This is a genomic window from Streptomyces sp. Q2, assembly GCF_056820935.1.
On the sequence record NZ_JBXEJE010000001.1, the window covers coordinates 353,049 to 369,481 of the forward strand.

The 16,433-nt window shown below is 70.7% G+C and carries 15 protein-coding genes and 3 pseudogenes; 15 read left to right on the forward strand and 3 right to left on the reverse strand.

Annotation, left to right across the window (positions count from 1 at the left end):
• Positions 1–3: 3 nt before the first annotated feature.
• The 9 genes and pseudogenes from ACWBNA_RS01620 (at position 4) to ACWBNA_RS01660 (ending at position 5,067) form a co-directional block, all read left to right on the forward strand.
• Positions 4–999, forward strand: coding sequence for an ACP S-malonyltransferase (locus ACWBNA_RS01620; RefSeq protein WP_482701487.1), 996 nt, complete (start codon positions 4–6; stop codon positions 997–999).
• A gap of 76 nt (positions 1,000–1,075) precedes the next feature.
• A complete protein-coding gene (locus tag ACWBNA_RS01625) occupies positions 1,076–2,620 on the forward strand; it encodes an acyl-CoA carboxylase subunit beta (RefSeq protein ID WP_482701489.1) in 1,545 nt (514 codons plus the stop codon).
• Positions 2,617–2,907, forward strand: coding sequence for an acyl-CoA carboxylase subunit epsilon (locus tag ACWBNA_RS01630; protein WP_482701491.1), 291 nt, complete (start codon positions 2,617–2,619; stop codon positions 2,905–2,907). Before ACWBNA_RS01625 ends, ACWBNA_RS01630 begins: the two co-directional genes overlap by 4 nt.
• A 33-nt stretch (positions 2,908–2,940) precedes the next feature.
• Positions 2,941–3,108 carry a hypothetical protein gene (locus ACWBNA_RS01635; RefSeq protein WP_482701493.1) on the forward strand — a complete coding sequence of 56 codons (168 nt, stop codon included), beginning with the start codon at positions 2,941–2,943 and terminating at the stop codon, positions 3,106–3,108.
• Between the two features lie 43 nt (positions 3,109–3,151).
• Positions 3,152–3,256 (forward strand): annotated as a pseudogene (locus tag ACWBNA_RS01640) (hypothetical protein); the annotation flags it as partial.
• Positions 3,257–3,341: 85 nt separating this feature from the next.
• Positions 3,342–3,425 (forward strand): annotated as a pseudogene (locus ACWBNA_RS01645) (ATP-binding protein); the annotation flags it as partial.
• A gap of 175 nt (positions 3,426–3,600) precedes the next feature.
• Positions 3,601–3,729: pseudogene (locus tag ACWBNA_RS01650) on the forward strand (4'-phosphopantetheinyl transferase); the annotation flags it as partial.
• Between the two features lie 199 nt (positions 3,730–3,928).
• Positions 3,929–4,447, forward strand: a complete 519-nt coding sequence (locus ACWBNA_RS01655) for a 4'-phosphopantetheinyl transferase family protein (RefSeq protein WP_482701495.1) — start codon at positions 3,929–3,931, stop codon at positions 4,445–4,447.
• Between the two features lie 38 nt (positions 4,448–4,485).
• Positions 4,486–5,067 carry an SRPBCC family protein gene (locus ACWBNA_RS01660; protein ID WP_482701497.1) on the forward strand — a complete coding sequence of 194 codons (582 nt, stop codon included), beginning with the start codon at positions 4,486–4,488 and terminating at the stop codon, positions 5,065–5,067.
• A gap of 106 nt (positions 5,068–5,173) precedes the next feature.
• On the opposite strand, the gene ACWBNA_RS01665 is transcribed toward ACWBNA_RS01660, so the two are convergent.
• The gene (locus ACWBNA_RS01665; protein WP_482701498.1) at positions 5,174–8,182 is read right to left on the reverse strand and encodes a S53 family peptidase; all 3,009 of its coding nucleotides are present in this window, start codon (positions 8,180–8,182) and stop codon (positions 5,174–5,176) included.
• Between the two features lie 287 nt (positions 8,183–8,469).
• Positions 8,470–8,703: a hypothetical protein gene (locus ACWBNA_RS01670; protein ID WP_482701500.1), complete on the reverse strand. Its 234-nt coding sequence runs from the start codon at positions 8,701–8,703 to the stop codon at positions 8,470–8,472.
• On the opposite strand from ACWBNA_RS01670, the gene ACWBNA_RS01675 reads away from it, so the two are divergent.
• Positions 8,695–9,177 (forward strand): hypothetical protein, encoded by a 483-nt coding sequence (locus ACWBNA_RS01675; RefSeq protein WP_482701502.1) that lies wholly within the window; start codon positions 8,695–8,697, stop codon positions 9,175–9,177. The genes ACWBNA_RS01670 and ACWBNA_RS01675 overlap by 9 nt on opposite strands.
• Before the next feature lie 159 nt (positions 9,178–9,336).
• Positions 9,337–9,594 (forward strand): hypothetical protein, encoded by a 258-nt coding sequence (locus tag ACWBNA_RS01680; RefSeq protein ID WP_482701504.1) that lies wholly within the window; start codon positions 9,337–9,339, stop codon positions 9,592–9,594.
• Between the two features lie 165 nt (positions 9,595–9,759).
• Here ACWBNA_RS01680 and ACWBNA_RS01685 read toward each other — a convergent pair whose 3' ends face one another.
• A complete protein-coding gene (locus ACWBNA_RS01685; RefSeq protein ID WP_482701506.1) occupies positions 9,760–11,772 on the reverse strand; it encodes a GDSL-type esterase/lipase family protein in 2,013 nt (670 codons plus the stop codon).
• A 308-nt stretch (positions 11,773–12,080) separates the two neighbouring features.
• On the opposite strand from ACWBNA_RS01685, the gene ACWBNA_RS01690 reads away from it, so the two are divergent.
• From ACWBNA_RS01690 to ACWBNA_RS01705, 4 genes are all read left to right on the forward strand, one after another.
• A complete protein-coding gene (locus ACWBNA_RS01690; RefSeq protein WP_482701508.1) occupies positions 12,081–13,430 on the forward strand; it encodes an ice-binding family protein in 1,350 nt (449 codons plus the stop codon).
• A 47-nt stretch (positions 13,431–13,477) separates the two neighbouring features.
• Positions 13,478–14,239, forward strand: a complete 762-nt coding sequence (locus ACWBNA_RS01695; protein ID WP_482701510.1) for a DUF5819 family protein — start codon at positions 13,478–13,480, stop codon at positions 14,237–14,239.
• Positions 14,229–15,317 (forward strand): HTTM domain-containing protein, encoded by a 1,089-nt coding sequence (locus tag ACWBNA_RS01700; protein WP_482701511.1) that lies wholly within the window; start codon positions 14,229–14,231, stop codon positions 15,315–15,317. Before ACWBNA_RS01695 ends, ACWBNA_RS01700 begins: the two co-directional genes overlap by 11 nt.
• 151 nt (positions 15,318–15,468) lie before the next feature.
• Positions 15,469–16,362 carry a glycosyltransferase family 2 protein gene (locus ACWBNA_RS01705; RefSeq protein ID WP_482701513.1) on the forward strand — a complete coding sequence of 298 codons (894 nt, stop codon included), beginning with the start codon at positions 15,469–15,471 and terminating at the stop codon, positions 16,360–16,362.
• The last annotated feature ends 71 nt before the right edge of the window (positions 16,363–16,433 follow it).

The following is a 16,433-nucleotide window of genomic DNA, read 5'->3' on the forward strand; positions in this document are numbered from 1 at the left end:
GTGGTGTACCACTATGTCGTGACCGCCCCGGGACAGGGAGTCCAGCGACCCGGGATGCTCGATCCCTGGCTGGCCGCCGTCCCCGGGGCACCCGCCCTCGTCGACGACTGGTCGCGGGCCGCGGGCTTCGACCTGGTCGAGGCCGGCCGTGACGAGGCGCTGCTGGCCGACACGGCCTGCGCACAGCCCCTGATCGTCGCAACGTCCCTGCTGGCCCACCGACTGCTGCACGACAGGCTGCCGTCGGCCGCGGGCGAGGTGCTCTTCGCGGGCCACTCGGTCGGCGAACTGGCCGCCGCCGCGGGAGCGGGCTATCTCAGCCCCCGCGACGCGGTCGCCCTCGCCCGGGTGCGCGGCGTGGCCATGTCGGCGGCGTGCGCGGTGGCGCCGACCGGCATGGCCGCGGTGATGCCGTCCAGGCGGAGCCCCGCCTCGGACGAGGAGATCGTCGCCGCGGTCGCTGCGGCGGGACTGACGGTGGCCAACTTCAATGGCAGCCACCAGTTCGTGGCGGCGGGACCGGTCGACCGGGTCGAGAACCTCGCCGACGCGCCGCCGCCGGGCACCCGGATCGCGCCCCTCGCCGTCGCCGGCGCCTTCCACACCGAGGCCATGGCGCCGGCGGTGGCGGAGTTCGCCCGCGCGATCGAGGACGTCCGGATCACCGAGCCGGCCTCGGCGCTGCTGGGCAACGGCGACGGCGCGCCGGTCGCCGGCCCGGAGGAGCTGCGGCGCCGGCTGATCACCCAGATCACCTCACCGGTCCGCTGGGACCTGTGCGCGAGGACGGTCGCCCACCGGGCCCCCGGCGCCCTGCACATCGAGCTGGCACCGGCGGGACCGCTCACCCGGCTGCTCCGGCGCGCCCGCCCCGAGGCACGCGCAGTCGCCCTGGGCGTCCCGCAGGACCTCGACCTCGTACGCGCCGAGGCCGTGGCGGGCGGTGAGCCCGTGGTGGCGGGCAGGCCGCAGGAGTGCTCGCCTGTGGACGCGCGATGACGACAACAGCCTGTGCTGACGACAACGGCCTTGGGCGGGACGAACACCCGGGAGGCAAACGATGGGGGAGGATCTGATGCGCACTGGTGTCGCAGAGCTGGCGAGCCTCAGGCGTGAGATCGCCGAGGGCCCGGACCCGGCCGCCACCAGGCGGCAGCGCGACAAGGGCAAGCTGACCGCCCGGGAGCGGATCGAACTGCTCCTGGACCCCGGATCCTTCCAGGAGGTCGAGCAACTGCGCCGGCATCGGGCGACCGGGTTCGGGCTGGAGGCGAAGAAACCGCACACCGACGGTGTGATCACCGGCTGGGGCACGGTCGAGGGCCGTACGGTCTTCGTCTACGCGCACGACTTCCGCATCTTCGGCGGCGCCCTGGGCGAGGCCCACGCCGAGAAGATCCACAAGATCATGGACATGGCCATCGCAGCCGGCGCGCCCCTGGTGTCGCTCAACGACGGCGCCGGCGCCCGCATTCAGGAGGGCGTCACCGCCCTCGCCGGCTACGGCGGCATCTTCCAGCGCAACACCAAGGCGTCGGGCGTCATCCCGCAGATCAGCGTGATGCTCGGCCCGTGCGCGGGCGGTGCGGCCTACTCGCCGGCCCTGACGGACCTCGTGTTCATGGTCCGCGAGACGTCCCAGATGTTCATCACCGGCCCGGACGTGGTCAAGGCGGTGACGGGGGAGGAGATCAGCCAGAACGGGCTCGGCGGCGCGGACGTACACGCCGAGACCTCCGGCGTGGCGCACTTCGCCTACGACGATGAGGAGACCTGCCTCGCCGAGGTCCGGTATCTGCTGTCGCTGATGCCGCAGAACAACCGGGAGAGGCCCCCGGCCGCCGCGGCCGACGACCCGGCCGACCGCCGCTGCGAGGAACTCCTCGACCTGGTTCCCGCCGACGGCAACCGCCCCTACGACATGCGTGCGGTGATCGAGTCGCTCGTCGACGACGGCGAATACCTGGAGATCCACGAGCGCTGGGCCGGCAACGTCATCGTCGCCCTGGCCCGCTTGGACGGCCAGACCGTCGGCGTCGTGGCCAACCAGCCCCAGTCGCTGGCCGGTGTCCTCGACATCAACGCGTCCGAGAAGGCCGCCCGCTTCGTCCAGATGTGCGACGCCTTCAACATCCCGCTCGTGACGCTCCTGGACGTCCCCGGGTTCCTCCCGGGCGTCGACCAGGAACACGGCGGCATCATCCGGCACGGCGCCAAACTGCTGTACGCCTACTGCAACGCCACCGTCCCGCGCATCCAGCTCATCCTGCGCAAGGCGTACGGCGGCGCCTACATCGTCATGGACTCCCGTTCCGTGGGCGCCGACCTGTCGTACGCCTGGCCCACCAACGAGATCGCGGTGATGGGCGCCGAGGGTGCGGCGAACGTCATCTTCCGGCGCCAGATCGCCGGGGCCGGGGACCCCGAGGCGATGCGGGCCCGGATGGTCAAGGAGTACAAGGCCGAGCTGATGCACCCCTACTACGCGGCCGAGCGGGGCCTGGTGGACGACGTGATCGACCCCGCCGAGACCCGTGAGGTGCTGATCCGTTCCCTGCGGATGCTGCGGACCAAGCACGCCGACCTGCCCTCGCGCAAGCACGGCAACCCGCCCCAGTGACCACGCACCACCTGCGCCATCTGTACCGACGGCACCACCGCCCCACCCGCCCCACCCGAACGGAGCTGATCCAGGTGACCCCAGCCGACGAACGCACCGCACCCGCCCCCCTGGTCCGCGTCGAACGCGGCCTGCCGTCCGACGACGAACTCGTGGCCCTGACCGTGGCACTGCTCTCCCGCGCCACCGCCACCGCCACCGAGACCCGGCCCGCCGCCCCGCTCGTCCCCATGTGGGACCGCCCGGAGCGCCACGCGTCCTACCGCCCCGTCAGCTGGCGGCGGTAGCCGGGAGAGCCGACGCAGCCACAAGGAAGCGACATGGAAGTGGAGTCGGAGGAGATGCACATGGCCGGTACACCCCGCGACGACTCGCCCCGCGCCGGACGAGGGATCCAGTCCACGGAGCGGCCCGCACCGCCGTGGCCGCTGTTGGCAGGGGAGGAGGACAGTGGCGACGAGCCCCACATCCTGCGCGGAATCGACTGAGGGCGTGCCCACGGCGGGCGAGCGGTTCGGCGCGGTCCGCAACGTGCTGATCGCCGGCCGTGGCGACATGGCTGTCCGCGTGTCCCGGACCTGCCGGGACGCCGCGATCGTGAGCGTGGCGGTCCGCGCCGGGCCCGGCCGGGACGCGCTGCACGTCCGCGCGGACGCGGCCCACCCCCGCTACGGCTTCCTCTCCGGGAACGCGGAGTTCTCGGCGGCGGCGGCCGCGGCAGGACGGCGCGATCTCCTTCCTGGAGGTCAACACCCGGCTCCGGGTGGAGCATCCGGTGACCGAGGAGGTCGCGGGCATCCCGCTCACTCCCGACGCCGCGATCCGCGTCATCAGGGAATGAGGCGATGAGGACGTACGAGACGTGCGAGGCAGGGGGATTGATGGCCTCGCTGCTCCCGCCCCGGGTGGTGGCCGCGGAGGTGTTCGGGCACGGGGAGGAGGACTGGTGGGGAGCGCTGCTGCCCGCTGAGGCGCGGCTCATGGCGGGCGCGGGGGACAAACGGCGGCGGGACTTCGCCGGGGTGCGGGTGTGCGCCCGGCGCGCGCTGCGGATCCTCGGCTTCCCGCCGGCGCCCGTGCTGCCGGGACCGCGCGGAGAACCGCGCTGGCCGGCGGGCGTCGTGGGCTCGATGACGCACTGCGCGGGCTACCGGGCGGCGGTGGTCGCCCGCCCGGGGGCGGACCTGGCCGGGCTCGGCATCGACGCCGAGCCGCACGCCCCGCTCTCGCCGGACGTGCTGGAGATGGTCGCGAGCCCCGCCGAGCGGGGCCACGTGGCGCTGCTGGCCGGCGGGCGTCGTGGGCTCGATGACGCACTGCGCGGGCTCCCGGGCGGCGGTGGTCGCCCGCCCGGGGGCGGACCTGGCCGGGCTCGGCATCGACGCCGAGCCGCACGCCCCGCTCTCGCCGGACGTGCTGGAGATGGTCGCGAGCCCCGCCGAGCGGGCCCACGTGGCGATGCTGGCCGGCGGCCGGCCGCGGGTGCACTGGGGGCGCGTCCTGTTCTGCGTGAAGGAGGCGGTCTTCAAGGCGTGGTACCCGCTGGCCCACACCGAACTCGGCTTCCTGGAGGCGGAAGTGGCGTTGCAGGTGGACGGCGACGGCTTCTTCGGGAGTGTCACGGCCGAGGTGCGGCGCCCGGGTCCGTTCGCCGTGGTCTCGGGCCGGTGGCGCGTCGCCGACGGCGTGATCGCGACCGCGGTCGTGGCGGAGGGGGCCGCGTGCTGGAAGCCGGACCACACCACGCCCGCGCCGCGCCACCGGGCGAACGCCCCGCGGCCTGATCCCCGCGCACCACGTCCGGCCCCCCCTCCGATCCATCTCTGATTCCCGCAGCAATCAACCATGTCCAGGAGGAAGAAACGATGCGTCTCGCCGATGCCCGCGTGGAGTACGTGACCGAGATCGCCGCCGCGCCGCAGCGTGTCTGGGACCTGGTCTCGGACATCGCCACCTCGGCCCGGCACAGCCCGGAACTGCAGGAGGTGGAGTGGCTCGACGGGGCCGAGGGACCCGCGGTCGGCGCCTGCTTCTCCGGCCGCAACCGCAACAGTGGGCTGGGGGAGTGGCGCACGGTCAGCCGTGTCGCGCAGCTGTCGCACGAGCGCGTCTTCCAGTGGGAGGTCGTCCACTACAACGATCGGCGCCACGGCGAACCGCTGGCCGTCTGGACGTACACCCTGGAACCGCTCGCCGACGGCTCCGGCACCCGCCTGCGGCACGGCATGCGCTTCGGCTCGGCCCGCGGCCCCATGCACGAGGTCGTCGAGCGGTACCCGGACCGCGAGGAACAGATCATCGACGGCCGCCTGGCCCTGCTGCGTACGGGTATCGAACAGACCCTGGCCGGCGTGAAGGCCGAAGCGGAGGCGTGGCCGAAGTCACCGCCTAGGGCACCACACAGCGCGACCGATCCAGTGCCGGCCCCGACGCGCAACGCCCTGTAACGGGCGGCTGTTGCGCACAACGGGCAGGCATGAACTCCGCCCGCAACAGCGCTGCCCCGCCGACCACGCGGTCGTCGGGGCAGCGCCGTTGTGCCGTCGGTAGGTGTCAGCTCATGTAGCCGGCCACGTCCGCGAGCACCTGGGTGGTGCTGCTGGCGTAGAAATCGACCTTGCCGTCGGAGCCGACCGGCACGATCACCTGGTTGGCGATCGTCTTGCCCGCCACCCAGTTCAGGTTGGAGGCCGTCGGACGGGTGCCGCCGTCGGCCCAGGCGGTGAGGTAGCCGCTGCCGGTGGTGCCGGTGACGGTGACGGTCAGCACGACGGCCTTGACGCCGGTGGAGGGAATGGCGTCGCGGCCCGAGATCTGCAGGGCCAGCGTCTTGCCGGCGCCCAGCGCCGCCGTGGTGCGGGTGTCCAGCAGGCGCAGCGGGGTGACGGTGTGGAAGGCGGAGCCGCTGGTGGAGAAGTAGCCGGAGACGTCGGCGATCACATGGCTGGTGCCGTGGACGTAGAGGCTGACGTTGCCGTCGGAGCCGATCGGCACGACGACCAGGTTGGGGATGGTGGTCCCGGTCGCCGACCAGTTGACGTTGGAGGCGGTCGGGCGGGTGGCACCCTCGGGGTAGGCCTCCAGGTAGCCCGAGCCGACGGTCTGGGTGGCCGTCAGGTTGAGCACCACGGAGGAGGCGCCGGTCGGCACGCCGCCGTGGCCGCGGACCTTGAGGCTGACCACCGAGTTGGTGATCTTGGTGGTGGTGGAGATGCCGACCTTGGAGCGGGTGTCCAGCAGGCGGGCCGGCTTCAGCGCCGTGTACGTGGACCCGGTGGTACCGCTGGTGTAGTAGCCCTGGACATCGGCGATCAGGTGGGTGGTGCTGCTGGTGTAGAGGTCCACCACCCCGTCACCGGCCACGGTGACGGTCGACGAGGCCGCGATGGTCTGGCCGGCGGCGGTCCAGTTGAGGTTGCTGGTCGACGGCTTGCCGGTGCCGTCGGCCCAGGCGATCAACGAACCCGAACCGGTGGTGCCGGTGACCGTGAGGTTGAGCACGACACCGGTCACGCCACTGCTGGGGATGCCCCCGGCGCCCTCGATCCTGACCGGGGCGGTGCCGCCCGCGACCAAGGGTTTGGTGGACGGGACGGAGCTGAGGCCCCAGCCGGTGCCGTTGCGGGTGTCCAGCAGGCGCTTGGGGCTGCTGAGCGGGTGGAAGGTGGAAGCACCGGTGGCCGCGGTGCCCTTGGCCGCGCACAGCGAGGTGATCAGTCCGGCCTCCTTGGGCGAGCCCAGGCCGGTGACCTCGTCGTAGCCGGCCGCCGCCGTGTAGCCGGTGGCGTAGACGGAGTTGTTGCCGCTGGTGACGTCCCAGAAGTTCGTCGGGTAGCTGCTCCGCGCTGCCTTGTAGAGGGCGTTGTTGAGGAAGCCGACCCGGCCGTTCGTCTGGCAGGCCGTACTGGCGTTGGCCTGGACGATCGCGGCGGCCCACGTCGGGGCCGCACCGCTGGTGCCGCCGATGATGCCGGGGACGGGCGTGGTGGAGACGCTGTTGTCCTGGTAGTAGATCGGATAGCCGGTGCGCGGGTCCGCCAGGGCGGAGACGTCCGGAACGGCACGCTTGGCGGTGGTGGCGACACCGCCCTGGTAGACGACGGGAGCCCAGCGCGAGGAGATGCCCCCGCCGGTACCGCCGGTGTCGTTGTTCCACGTCTTCTGGGTCGCGGTGCTGCCCGAGCCGGTCATCGTGGTGCCACCGACGCCGGTGACGTAGGGCTGGCTCGCGGGGTCGTCGACGGCCTTGGCGGTGGAGCCGGTCGAGAGGTAGCAGTCGCTGGAGCCGTCGTCGCCCGAGGCGGCGACCACGCTCTGACCCTGCGCCGCGGCCTCCGCGAAGATGGCGTTCTCGGCGCTCGCGGTCGCGCTGATCTCGGCGGCCTCGCACAAACCCCAGCTGGAGGAGATGACCTGCGCCTGGTCGTCAGTGACCATCCGCTGATAGACGTCGAGCACGTTCTGGTCGGTCGCGGACTGGGCGTCCACGCCCTGGTAGTCGATGATGCTCGCGCCCGGCACCAGACCGATCAGGTCCTCGATGTCGAGCGCCGACTCCACGCCGACCGATCCGTCGGTGGCCGGCGCGCCGGCCCCTGCCGCCGTATCGACGTACACGGTGGAGACCGGCGTGCTGGTGCCCGCGCAGGACTGGTACGCGGCGAGGCTGCCGGCGTCGACGTTCTCCAGCTCGAACACGGCCACGGTCTGCCCCGTGCCGGCAGTGCCGGAGCTGCTCATGCCGTAGGTGCCGGCCAGCTTGCCGGGGCTGTAGTAGTCGGTGCCGTCGGTGAGGCCCGAGCTGGTGAAGTCGGTGCAGAGTCCCGGGCTGTACGCGTGCGGGGCCACGGCGCGCGAGGCGCGTCCCGCGGCAGAGCCGGTCTTGCTCGCCTGACGCACGGCTGAGTGGTGACTGGTGATGGTGTTGATGTCGCTCAGACCGACGATCCCGGTCACCGACGCCGCTACGTTCGCGGGCAGCGCGGGGGCCGCGGTGTTCATGTAGTCGGTGGTGCCGTCCTTGAGCCGGACGTCTCGGAAGGCGGTGTCGAAGGCGTGGGACGCCTTTGCGACGGTGGTGGTGACCGGGATGGACAGGCCGTCCGAGCTGGCCTTGCCGGGAGTGAGGCCGGCCGCCATCAGCGCCCGGGAGACCTGGGCGATGGTGGCCGGCGTCGGGCCGAAGACCGAGGCGAACTGCCCCTTGGCCAGGTAGTGGTGGTACTGGGCGTTGCCCGGGGTGGATACCGCGGTGACGAAGTCGGCCAGCGCCTGCGGGTCACGCGGGGCGAGGTTCACACCGAGGTGCAGCGTGGTTCCCGAAGCTGTCGTGCCGGCCGCGGTAGCGCCGGCCGGGACGTGGGGGGCCGTGCCTATTCGCTTGGGCGGGTGCGATCCCGTGTCGGCCCCATCGGTGACCGCGCCATAGGCCGCGGCGGTGGTGGCGGCGACGGTCAGAGCGACAGCGGCGGTGACAGCCGCTGTGATCCCCCGAGCTCGTCTGCCGGTTCTGCCCGCCGTGTGTCTGGGACGTCCCAGCGCGGCATGGACCTTCTTGGACATGCGGAAACTCCCCTAGGAACTGACACACCGTCATATCCATGGACAGGTAGACAGATAGGAACGGTGGTCGAAGCCGCACCTGGCAGCCGACCTGCGCGGCGTCGGCATGTGCACACGCAGAAGCAGATCCCTCTTCGCCAGATGTGTGCGTTTTTCTTATCAAGCGTTGACAGACGTTGTCTTCGGTCCCAGGGGAACCATGGAGGGATCTTTGCGACACACAGAGACGAGGGTGAGGATCCCGGGATGCGGAGGATGCCCCCATCCCGTGTATCGCGTCTCGGTCGTCACCTCACGATGCAGCTCATGGCGGCCCACAGCAGGGGCGCATGCTCGATCCGGTTGACGGTCCGCCAGCGGTCCAGTTGTTCTCGTTGCCAGACACCCAGCCGGTGCACGGGGTCGGGGTGTTCGTGGGCGGTGTGGGACAGGCCGAGCGGAGCACAGCTGCGAGTGATCTCGCGCCGCACCAGTTCCGGGACCGCAGGCAGGTGTTCGCGCCGGGCCGGCGCGTGCAGCATCACGAAGATCCGCTCGAACACCGTACGGTCCAGGGGCGCCGGGAGCGTGGCCGAACTGTCGGCCGAATACCGATCCGGTTCGACCTCACGGTCGCGCCGGACGACGCGCCGACGTACCGCGTCGACATCACCCAGGCCATCAACCTGGTAGACGTCCCCGGCTACCGGCCGCGCGGCATCCTGGTGGTCGAGTACCCGCCGAACCGGCCGTGGCAGGTCCGGATCGTCGAGCGGCCGACAGCGGACTGGAAGCGCCGGGCGGCGGAGGCCCGCCTCGACTCCGCGCCCGAGTCCGCCGTGGTCCGGTCGCCGCCGGAGGGCTGCGCGTTCGGGGCCGTCTTCCTCGTCGGACTGTTGCTGGGCGCGGCCGCCGTGATCCTGCTGTTCCGCGCGGAGTTGTTCGCCTCGGCCTCCGACTCCCAGCCGCCCGACGCGGCGAAGCCCTCCGTCTCGTCCACGTCGTCGTCCACGTAGTCGTCCACCACGGTCACGTCGTCGTCGGGGCTGGCCGCGGTCACCGTCGGCCCGGGCCAGTCGCTGCTCGACAAGGGTGAACTCCGCCGGTCCGTCGACGCCCTGACGCAGGGAAAGGGCAGGCGTCCAGCGATCTCCGTCGTCGTTCAGGAAAGCCTGATGTCGGTGGTGTTCGCCCCCAGTGGCACCCCGGCCCCCCGGTTCGACCTGGCCTCGGTGCCGTACGAACGCATCCCCGCCCTGGTCGAGGAGGCCAGAACCACCCTGGGCGTCCGGTCCCCGCAGTCCTGGCAGGTCACCGTCGACCACCTCACCGGCGCCCTCGTCGTCCGGGTCGCCGTGACCGGCCCCGACGGCATGGCCTCGCTCGACGCGGACGGAAAGGGAAAGGTGATCCGGCGCAGCCCGGCACGCTGACCGAGAAGAGGCGTCGGCGGATTCTGCGAGTCGGCGGATTCCCGCGAGTCGGTCAGCATGCGCCCGGCCGCGCGGGAGCCTCCCACGGCGGCGAGGAGGCCGCCCGCGCATGCAACGGACAGGTCGGACTCGGCCGGGTGGGCGGTGTGGCCGGGGCGGGGCCCGTCAGGCGCCGATCCTGGCGGCGATGACCGGTGCGAGGCGGTCGGCGATGACCCGGTGGCCCTGGTCGTTGGGGTGCACCGAGTCCGAGAGGTCGCCGGAGCCCAGCCAGCCCGTGGTGTCGACGAAGGAGACCCGCGAGTCGCCGCCCTGAACCGCCGCGCCGACGGCGGCCTCGGTCTGCGGGACGTACCGTCCGCGGAAGGTCTCCAAGGCGAAGATCCAGGCCTGCGGGTAGGCGGCGCGGACCTTGCGCAGCAGGCTGGTGTAGGCCGCCTGGAACTGCGTCGAGCTCACCGCGTGTCCGACGTCGTTGGTGCCGAGGTTGATGACGACCGCGTCGGCCCGGTAGCGGGAGAAGTTCCAGTCGGGTGTCGAGGCGTTCGGGTTGAGCTTGGTGAACCGCTGCTCCAGGCCCACACACCCGTCCGCCGCGGCGACGAGGCAGGCGCCGCCCTGGGCGATCTGGGTGTGCTCGGTGCCCAGCCGTTCCCCGATCAGCCAGCCGTAGGCGGTACGGGCGTTCTGCGAGGTCGTCGTGCCCACGGTGATCGAGTCGCCGACGAACTCGATCAGCTTGCCCGGGGCGGGAGGGGCGAAGGTCGTCGCCCCGCTGTCCAGGGCGAGCCCCTGGAAGACGGCGTCACCGCGGTAGGACCCGGCGACCACCTGGTAGTTGACCTGGAGGGTGTGCCGGCCGGCCGGCAGCGCGGCCGGGGTCAGATTCACCGTTCCCTTGACGTCGTCGTAGAACTTCACGGGCCCGTCGTCGATCCGCGCCCAGAAGTCGATGGTGTTGCGCTGCTTGAGTTTGACGGTCGTGCCGGTGAAGCCGACGCGGTAGTACGCGCCCGCCCAGTACGGCGTGTAGGCGGTGGCGGAACCGGTGGTGTCCCAGCGTCCGACGAACTTGATGTTCGGGTCGCCGGGCTGGCCGGGAGCCGCCGCCTTGGTGGACAGGGTCGTGGCGGCGCTGATGACGGGGGCCAGGCGGCCCGCGAACTTGGTGTGGCCCGCCTCGTTGGGGTGCCCGTTGCCGTCCTCGTAGTCGGTGCCGTCGGTGAGCCAGCCCGTCGTGTCGACGTAGCGCACCTTGGTGTCACCGGCGGCGGTGCGGGCGTTGACGGCCGCCCTGGTCTCGGTGACGTAGCGCTTCTTCAGGGTCTGCACCGCGAAGAGGGTCGCGTTCGGGTACTTGGCGCGGACGTCCCGCAGGAACGTGGTGTACGCCGACTGGAACGCGGCGCCGGTCACTCCGTGCCCGATGTCGTTCGTGCCGAGGTTGATGACGACCGCGCTCGCCTGGTAGCGAGCGAAGTCCCAGTTCGTACTGCCCGTGCTGGCCAGCCTGAAGAACTGGCTGCTCAGGCCCGTGCACCCGGACTGGGCGACGAGGCAGTAGCCGGAACGAGCCACCTGCGTGTGTCGCATTCCCAACTGCTCGCCGGTCTTCCAGGCGTACGAGTCGAGCGCCAGCCGGTCGGTGAGGGCGCCGGCGGTGATGGAGTCGCCGACGAACTCGATCAGCCCGGCCGGGGCGGCCGGGGCGACCGTGCGGGCGCCGGAGTCGAGGACCAGGCCCTGGAAGGCGGTGTCTCCGGAGCGGTAGGAGATCCGCAGGGTGTGGGTCCCCGAGGGGAGGGGCTGGGGGGTGAGGTTCACCGTGCCGCGCACACCCGCGTGGAAGACGTCGGGCTTGCCGTCGATGCTCGCGTAGAGGTTGACCGCGTCTCTGGCCTTCACCTTCACCGTGGTGCCGGTGAAGGACGTCTGCACGTAGGCACCGGTCCAGTTGGCCACGGCCGTCGTGCCCGAGCTGGTGTCCCAGCGTCCGACGTAGGCGATGTTGGGATCGGACACCGAGCCGTCTCCGGGCGCGGCGTGGGCCTGGGTGATGCCGGTCAAGGACAGCAGGCAGGCGACGAGTACGGCGGTGAGGGTGGCGGCCAGTCCTCGTTCGGCCGCCAGTCCTCGTCCGGCCGTGCGAAGCGCGACCGGGTGGGGGGAGGTCTGCATGGGGATCCCTTCAGGATTCCTCTCGCACCGAATATGGGAGCGCTCCCATGTAGCCACCTTGCCAAGTACACGTCAAGACATCGCGCACGCTCTGTCACGCGAACGGCCCGTGGGCGCGGCTGCAGCCATTCGGCCCATTAAGCATTCCTATGCATTTCTCAATTCGTTCGTCGATTTCAGTGATATTACTCGAATGAACCGTAAATTGATTTCATGCTTGCGTAATGTGCCGACGGCAGAAACAGGCGATTCCGTGCGACCGAGAACCGCCGAATAGGCACCACCCCCTCACAGGAGTTGGCCCCTCGATGACGCTGAACATTCCTGATGCGCCGCTACGGCGCACCATGTCGGTGTGGATCATGGCGGTAGCGGCTGTGGTGATCGCCGCCGTCGTCCTCGCAATGACACCGACACGCGCGAATGCCGTTGCCACCCCCGTGCCGATCGGCACGACACTGGCCACGTACGGAGTACTGGGTGGCGCGACGGTCACCAACACCGGCCCCACGGTGGTCGAGGGTCTCAACGTCGGTGTGAGCCCCGGTACAGCCATCACCGGGTTCCCGCCCGGCATTGTGACCCCGCCCGGGACTCTGCACGCCGCCGATGCCCACGCGGGCCAGGCCAAGGTCGAGTTGACCACCGCGTACAACCAGGCCGCCGGACAGTCTCTGGACCCCGTGGTGTACGGCGACGCTCCCCACGAGTTCGGCGGCCAGGTGCTGACGCCGGGCCTCTACAGGACGACCAGCAGTGCACAGATCACCAACACTCTCACCCTGGATGCCCAGGGCAACCCCGATGCCGTCTGGGTGTTCCAGATCGGTTCGACTCTGACGACGGCAGCCGAGAACAGCACGGTGAGCCTCGTCAACGGTGCCTCGCCGTGCAATGTGTTCTGGCAGGTGGGCAGTTCGGCCACGCTCGGCACCAACACCTCGTTCGTGGGCACCATCCTGGCCAACGCCTCGATCACCGCCAACACGGAGGCGACCATCAACGGCCGACTGCTCGCGGATGCGGGCGGTACCGGTGACGGCGCCGTGACGCTGGACACCAACAGGATCTTCCTGGGACCGTGCGCGGCCGGGGGCACCACCGGTGGCCTGATCACGGGTGGCGTGATCACGGGTGGCGTGATCGCCGGCACTACAGGCGGTACCACCACTACAGGCGGTACCACCACTACAGGTGGTACCACCACCACCGGTGGTACCACCACCACCGGCGGTACCACCACCACCGGCGGTACCACGGGCGGCATCATCGGCGGAGTGCCGACTGGTGGCGGAACCGGCGGCGTCCTGGGTGGCCTCATCGCGGGCACCACGGGTGGCACCACGGGCGCCCCCACGGGTGGCGGGATCGGCGGTGTGAACGGTGGCAACGGGCACGATCACGGCGGGAAGCCCGGCGACCACGATCACGGCGGCAAGCCCGGCGACCACGATCAGGGCGGGAAGCCCGGCGGTCAGGGCCATGGTGGGAAGCCCGGCGGCCAGGACTACGGAGACAAGCCCGACGGCCAGGACTACGGAGACAAGCCCGACGGCCAGGACCACGGTGGGAAGCCCGGCGACGACCACGACGCGAAGCCCGGCGAGTCCGAGGGCTACGGCAGTGATCACGAAGGTCACCACAAGAAGGCTGCCTAGCTCCATCTGAGCGAGCAGAACGAGCGGCGCGCGGCGGATCGATTTCGATGTCGATTCCGTCGCGCGCCGTTGGCGACATCTCGGGAGAAGTGATGAGAGAAGCCAGGGTCAGCGCTGAGCCGACAGAACAAAGAGACCGGGGTGACGAAACTGAGAAAACCCCTGCGTATCAAGGGCTTCCTGAGAAACCTTCGCCCATTCTCCTGAAGGCGGCAACGAGTGCCGTCGTGATCCTGTGCCTGGCGACAACCCTGGCCCATGTTCTCCTCGTGTTTTTGCACGTGGCACCACCGAATCCCCTCTCCCGGCAATACAGCCGTCAGATCAATGCGTGGGTCTTCCCGCTGTTCGAGCAGAACTGGCGGCTCTTCGCACCGGATCCCGAGTCGGTCAACCGGCAGATTTCGGCGAGGACCCTGCACACCACCCCGGACGGCAGGCTCCACGTGAGTGGCTGGTTCGATCTGAGCGCCGTCGACAACTCAGCGGTGGAACACCAGGCCTTCCCGAGCCATACGGCGCAGAACACGCTGCGCCGGGCTTGGAGTTCGTACCTCGAAACCCACGGTGGCGACGATCAGCCTCGATCGCAGCGGGCGCTGATGATCCAGCACTACCTGACCAACATCGCCGCGGATCGCATCTCCGGCCACCGGGGCGGAACCTTCGAGTCCGTCCAGCTGCGGGTGACGACGGTGCCCATCGCGGGGCCTGCCGCGGCGGGCCCCGCAGGCTCGGCCGCCGTGACACCAAAGCCTGCCGAGACGCGGTATCTGCCCTGGTGGAAGGTGGCCTCCCATGGAAACTGAGCGGGCGCGTGCTCCGCACCGGATCGGTGAGTTCCTCACCGTCCTGACCGAGCGGCCGGTCTCCCTCTACGCCGCGGCGGTCCTGCGCATCGGATACGGACTTCTCTACCTCGTCTTCCTGTTGCGCGAGTTCCCGCACCGGGACGAGATCTGGGGCCCCGGGTCGCCGTGGACGCCCGAGCTGGCGAGGCAGCTGTTCGACCAGACGGGGTGGGCCAGCATCCTCACCCTGTCCGACAACCGGGCGTACTTCGAGGTCTGTTACGCGCTGGCCCTCGTCACGTCCGCGCTGTTCACGCTGGGCTGGCGGACCAGAGCGGTGTCCGTGCTGTTCGCCGTCGTGGTGGCCTCGTTCCACGCCAGGGCGATCTTCATGACCGACGGAGGAGACAACCTCATCCTCCTCATGGCCATGTACCTCGTCTTCACCGCGTGCGGCAGCCGCTGGTCGCTGGACGCGCGCAGAACCGGTCTGCGAGCCTCCGCGGGCACCACATCACGCACGCCGCCGACTCAGGGCGCGGACGAACTCCGTCGGTCTCGCCGGACGTTGACGGCGGTACTCCACAACTGCGCCATGCTCGTCATCGCGGCCCAGGTCTGCTTCCTCTACGGGTCCGCGGGTCTCTACAAGGTGCAGGGCGGCTCCTGGGGCAACGGGACCGCTCTCCACTACGTCCTGAACCTCGACCTGTTCCGGCCGTGGCCCGAGCTCTCCCTCATGGTGGACGAGCACGACGTACTGATCAGCATCGCCTGCTACCTGACGGTGCTGTTGCAGGTCGCCTTCCCGTTCGTCCTGTTCGGACGGCTCAAGTACCCGGTCCTGACCATGCTGCCGGGCATGCACCTGGGCATCGCCGTCCTCATGGGGCTGCCCCTCTTCTCCGGCGCGATGATCATCGCGGACGCCGTGTTCCTGCCGGACCGCTTCTACCGGTCGCTGGGACGGCTGTGGCGGCGCACGATCGGGCGGGCGGACGCCGGGAAAGTGAACGTTCCGAACCGCGGAAGGCCGGCACTCGTGCCGTCGCAGCCCGTGCCGCACCGCGTTGACGAGGACGTCACCGGACGTTGACCCGCCACAGAGCCGCCCGCGAGGTCGACTCCGGCGTGTCCGCGCCGGAGTCGTCGTGACTGGACCCGGTGCCGCGCGCGTACGTCAAGAGTCCTTACAGTGAACGGCTAGCATCGCGAACGCGATCGTCGTGGCGGGATGGGGTGAGGGCGTGCGGGAACCGAGGATCGGTGTCGCCGTGGTGACCATGGGCAACCGGCCCGCCGAAGTGGACGCGCTGCTGGAGTCCGTGGCCAAACAGGATCTCGCCCCGGCACGCATCGTGATCGTCGGCAACGGCTGCCGGCTGCCCGGGTTCGCCGCGCGGCTGTCCCTGCCCGGCGAGGTCACCACCATCGACGTCGAGGAGAACCTCGGCTGCCCCGGCGGACGGAACGTGGCGCTCGCCCGACTGCGGGAGTTCGGTGACGTCGACGTCGTCGTGGAACTCGACGACGACGGGCTCCTCGTCGACGCCGACGTGCTGCGCCGCGTGGCGGACCTGTTCGCCGCCGAACCGCGCCTCGGCATCATCGGCTTCCGCATCGCCGACGAGAACGGGGAGACACAACAGCGGCACGTCCCGCGCGTCGGCTCCGCCGATCCGATGCGCGGCGGGTACGTCACCGGGTTCCTCGGCGGCGGACACGCCTTCCGCATGGCGATGCTCGCGGAGATCGGCGACTGGCCCGCCGAGTTCTTCTTCGCCCACGAGGAGACCGACCTGGCCTGGCGGGCCGCCGACGGAGGTTGGCGGATCCGGTACGCCCCCGAACTGCTGCTCCAGCACCCCAAGACCTCGCCCGCCCGGCACGCCATCTACTACCGGGTGAACGCCCGCAACCGCGTGTGGCTGGTCCGCCGCCGGCTGCCGCTCGCGCTGATCCCCGTACACCTGGGCGCGTGGACACTGCTCACGCTGCTGCGGGTGCGGTCGGTCGCCGGACTGCGCGCCTGGTTCGGCGGATTCGTGGAAGGCGTACGGGAACCAGCCGGCGAACGGCGGCCCATGCGCTGGCGGACGGTCTGGCAGCTCAGCCGACTGGGACGGCCCCCGATCATCTGACGCCGACCGGACAGCGTGCGGCCGGGACGCGATACGCGGCACAGCCGGGGCCGGCGACGGCCTGGCCCGCG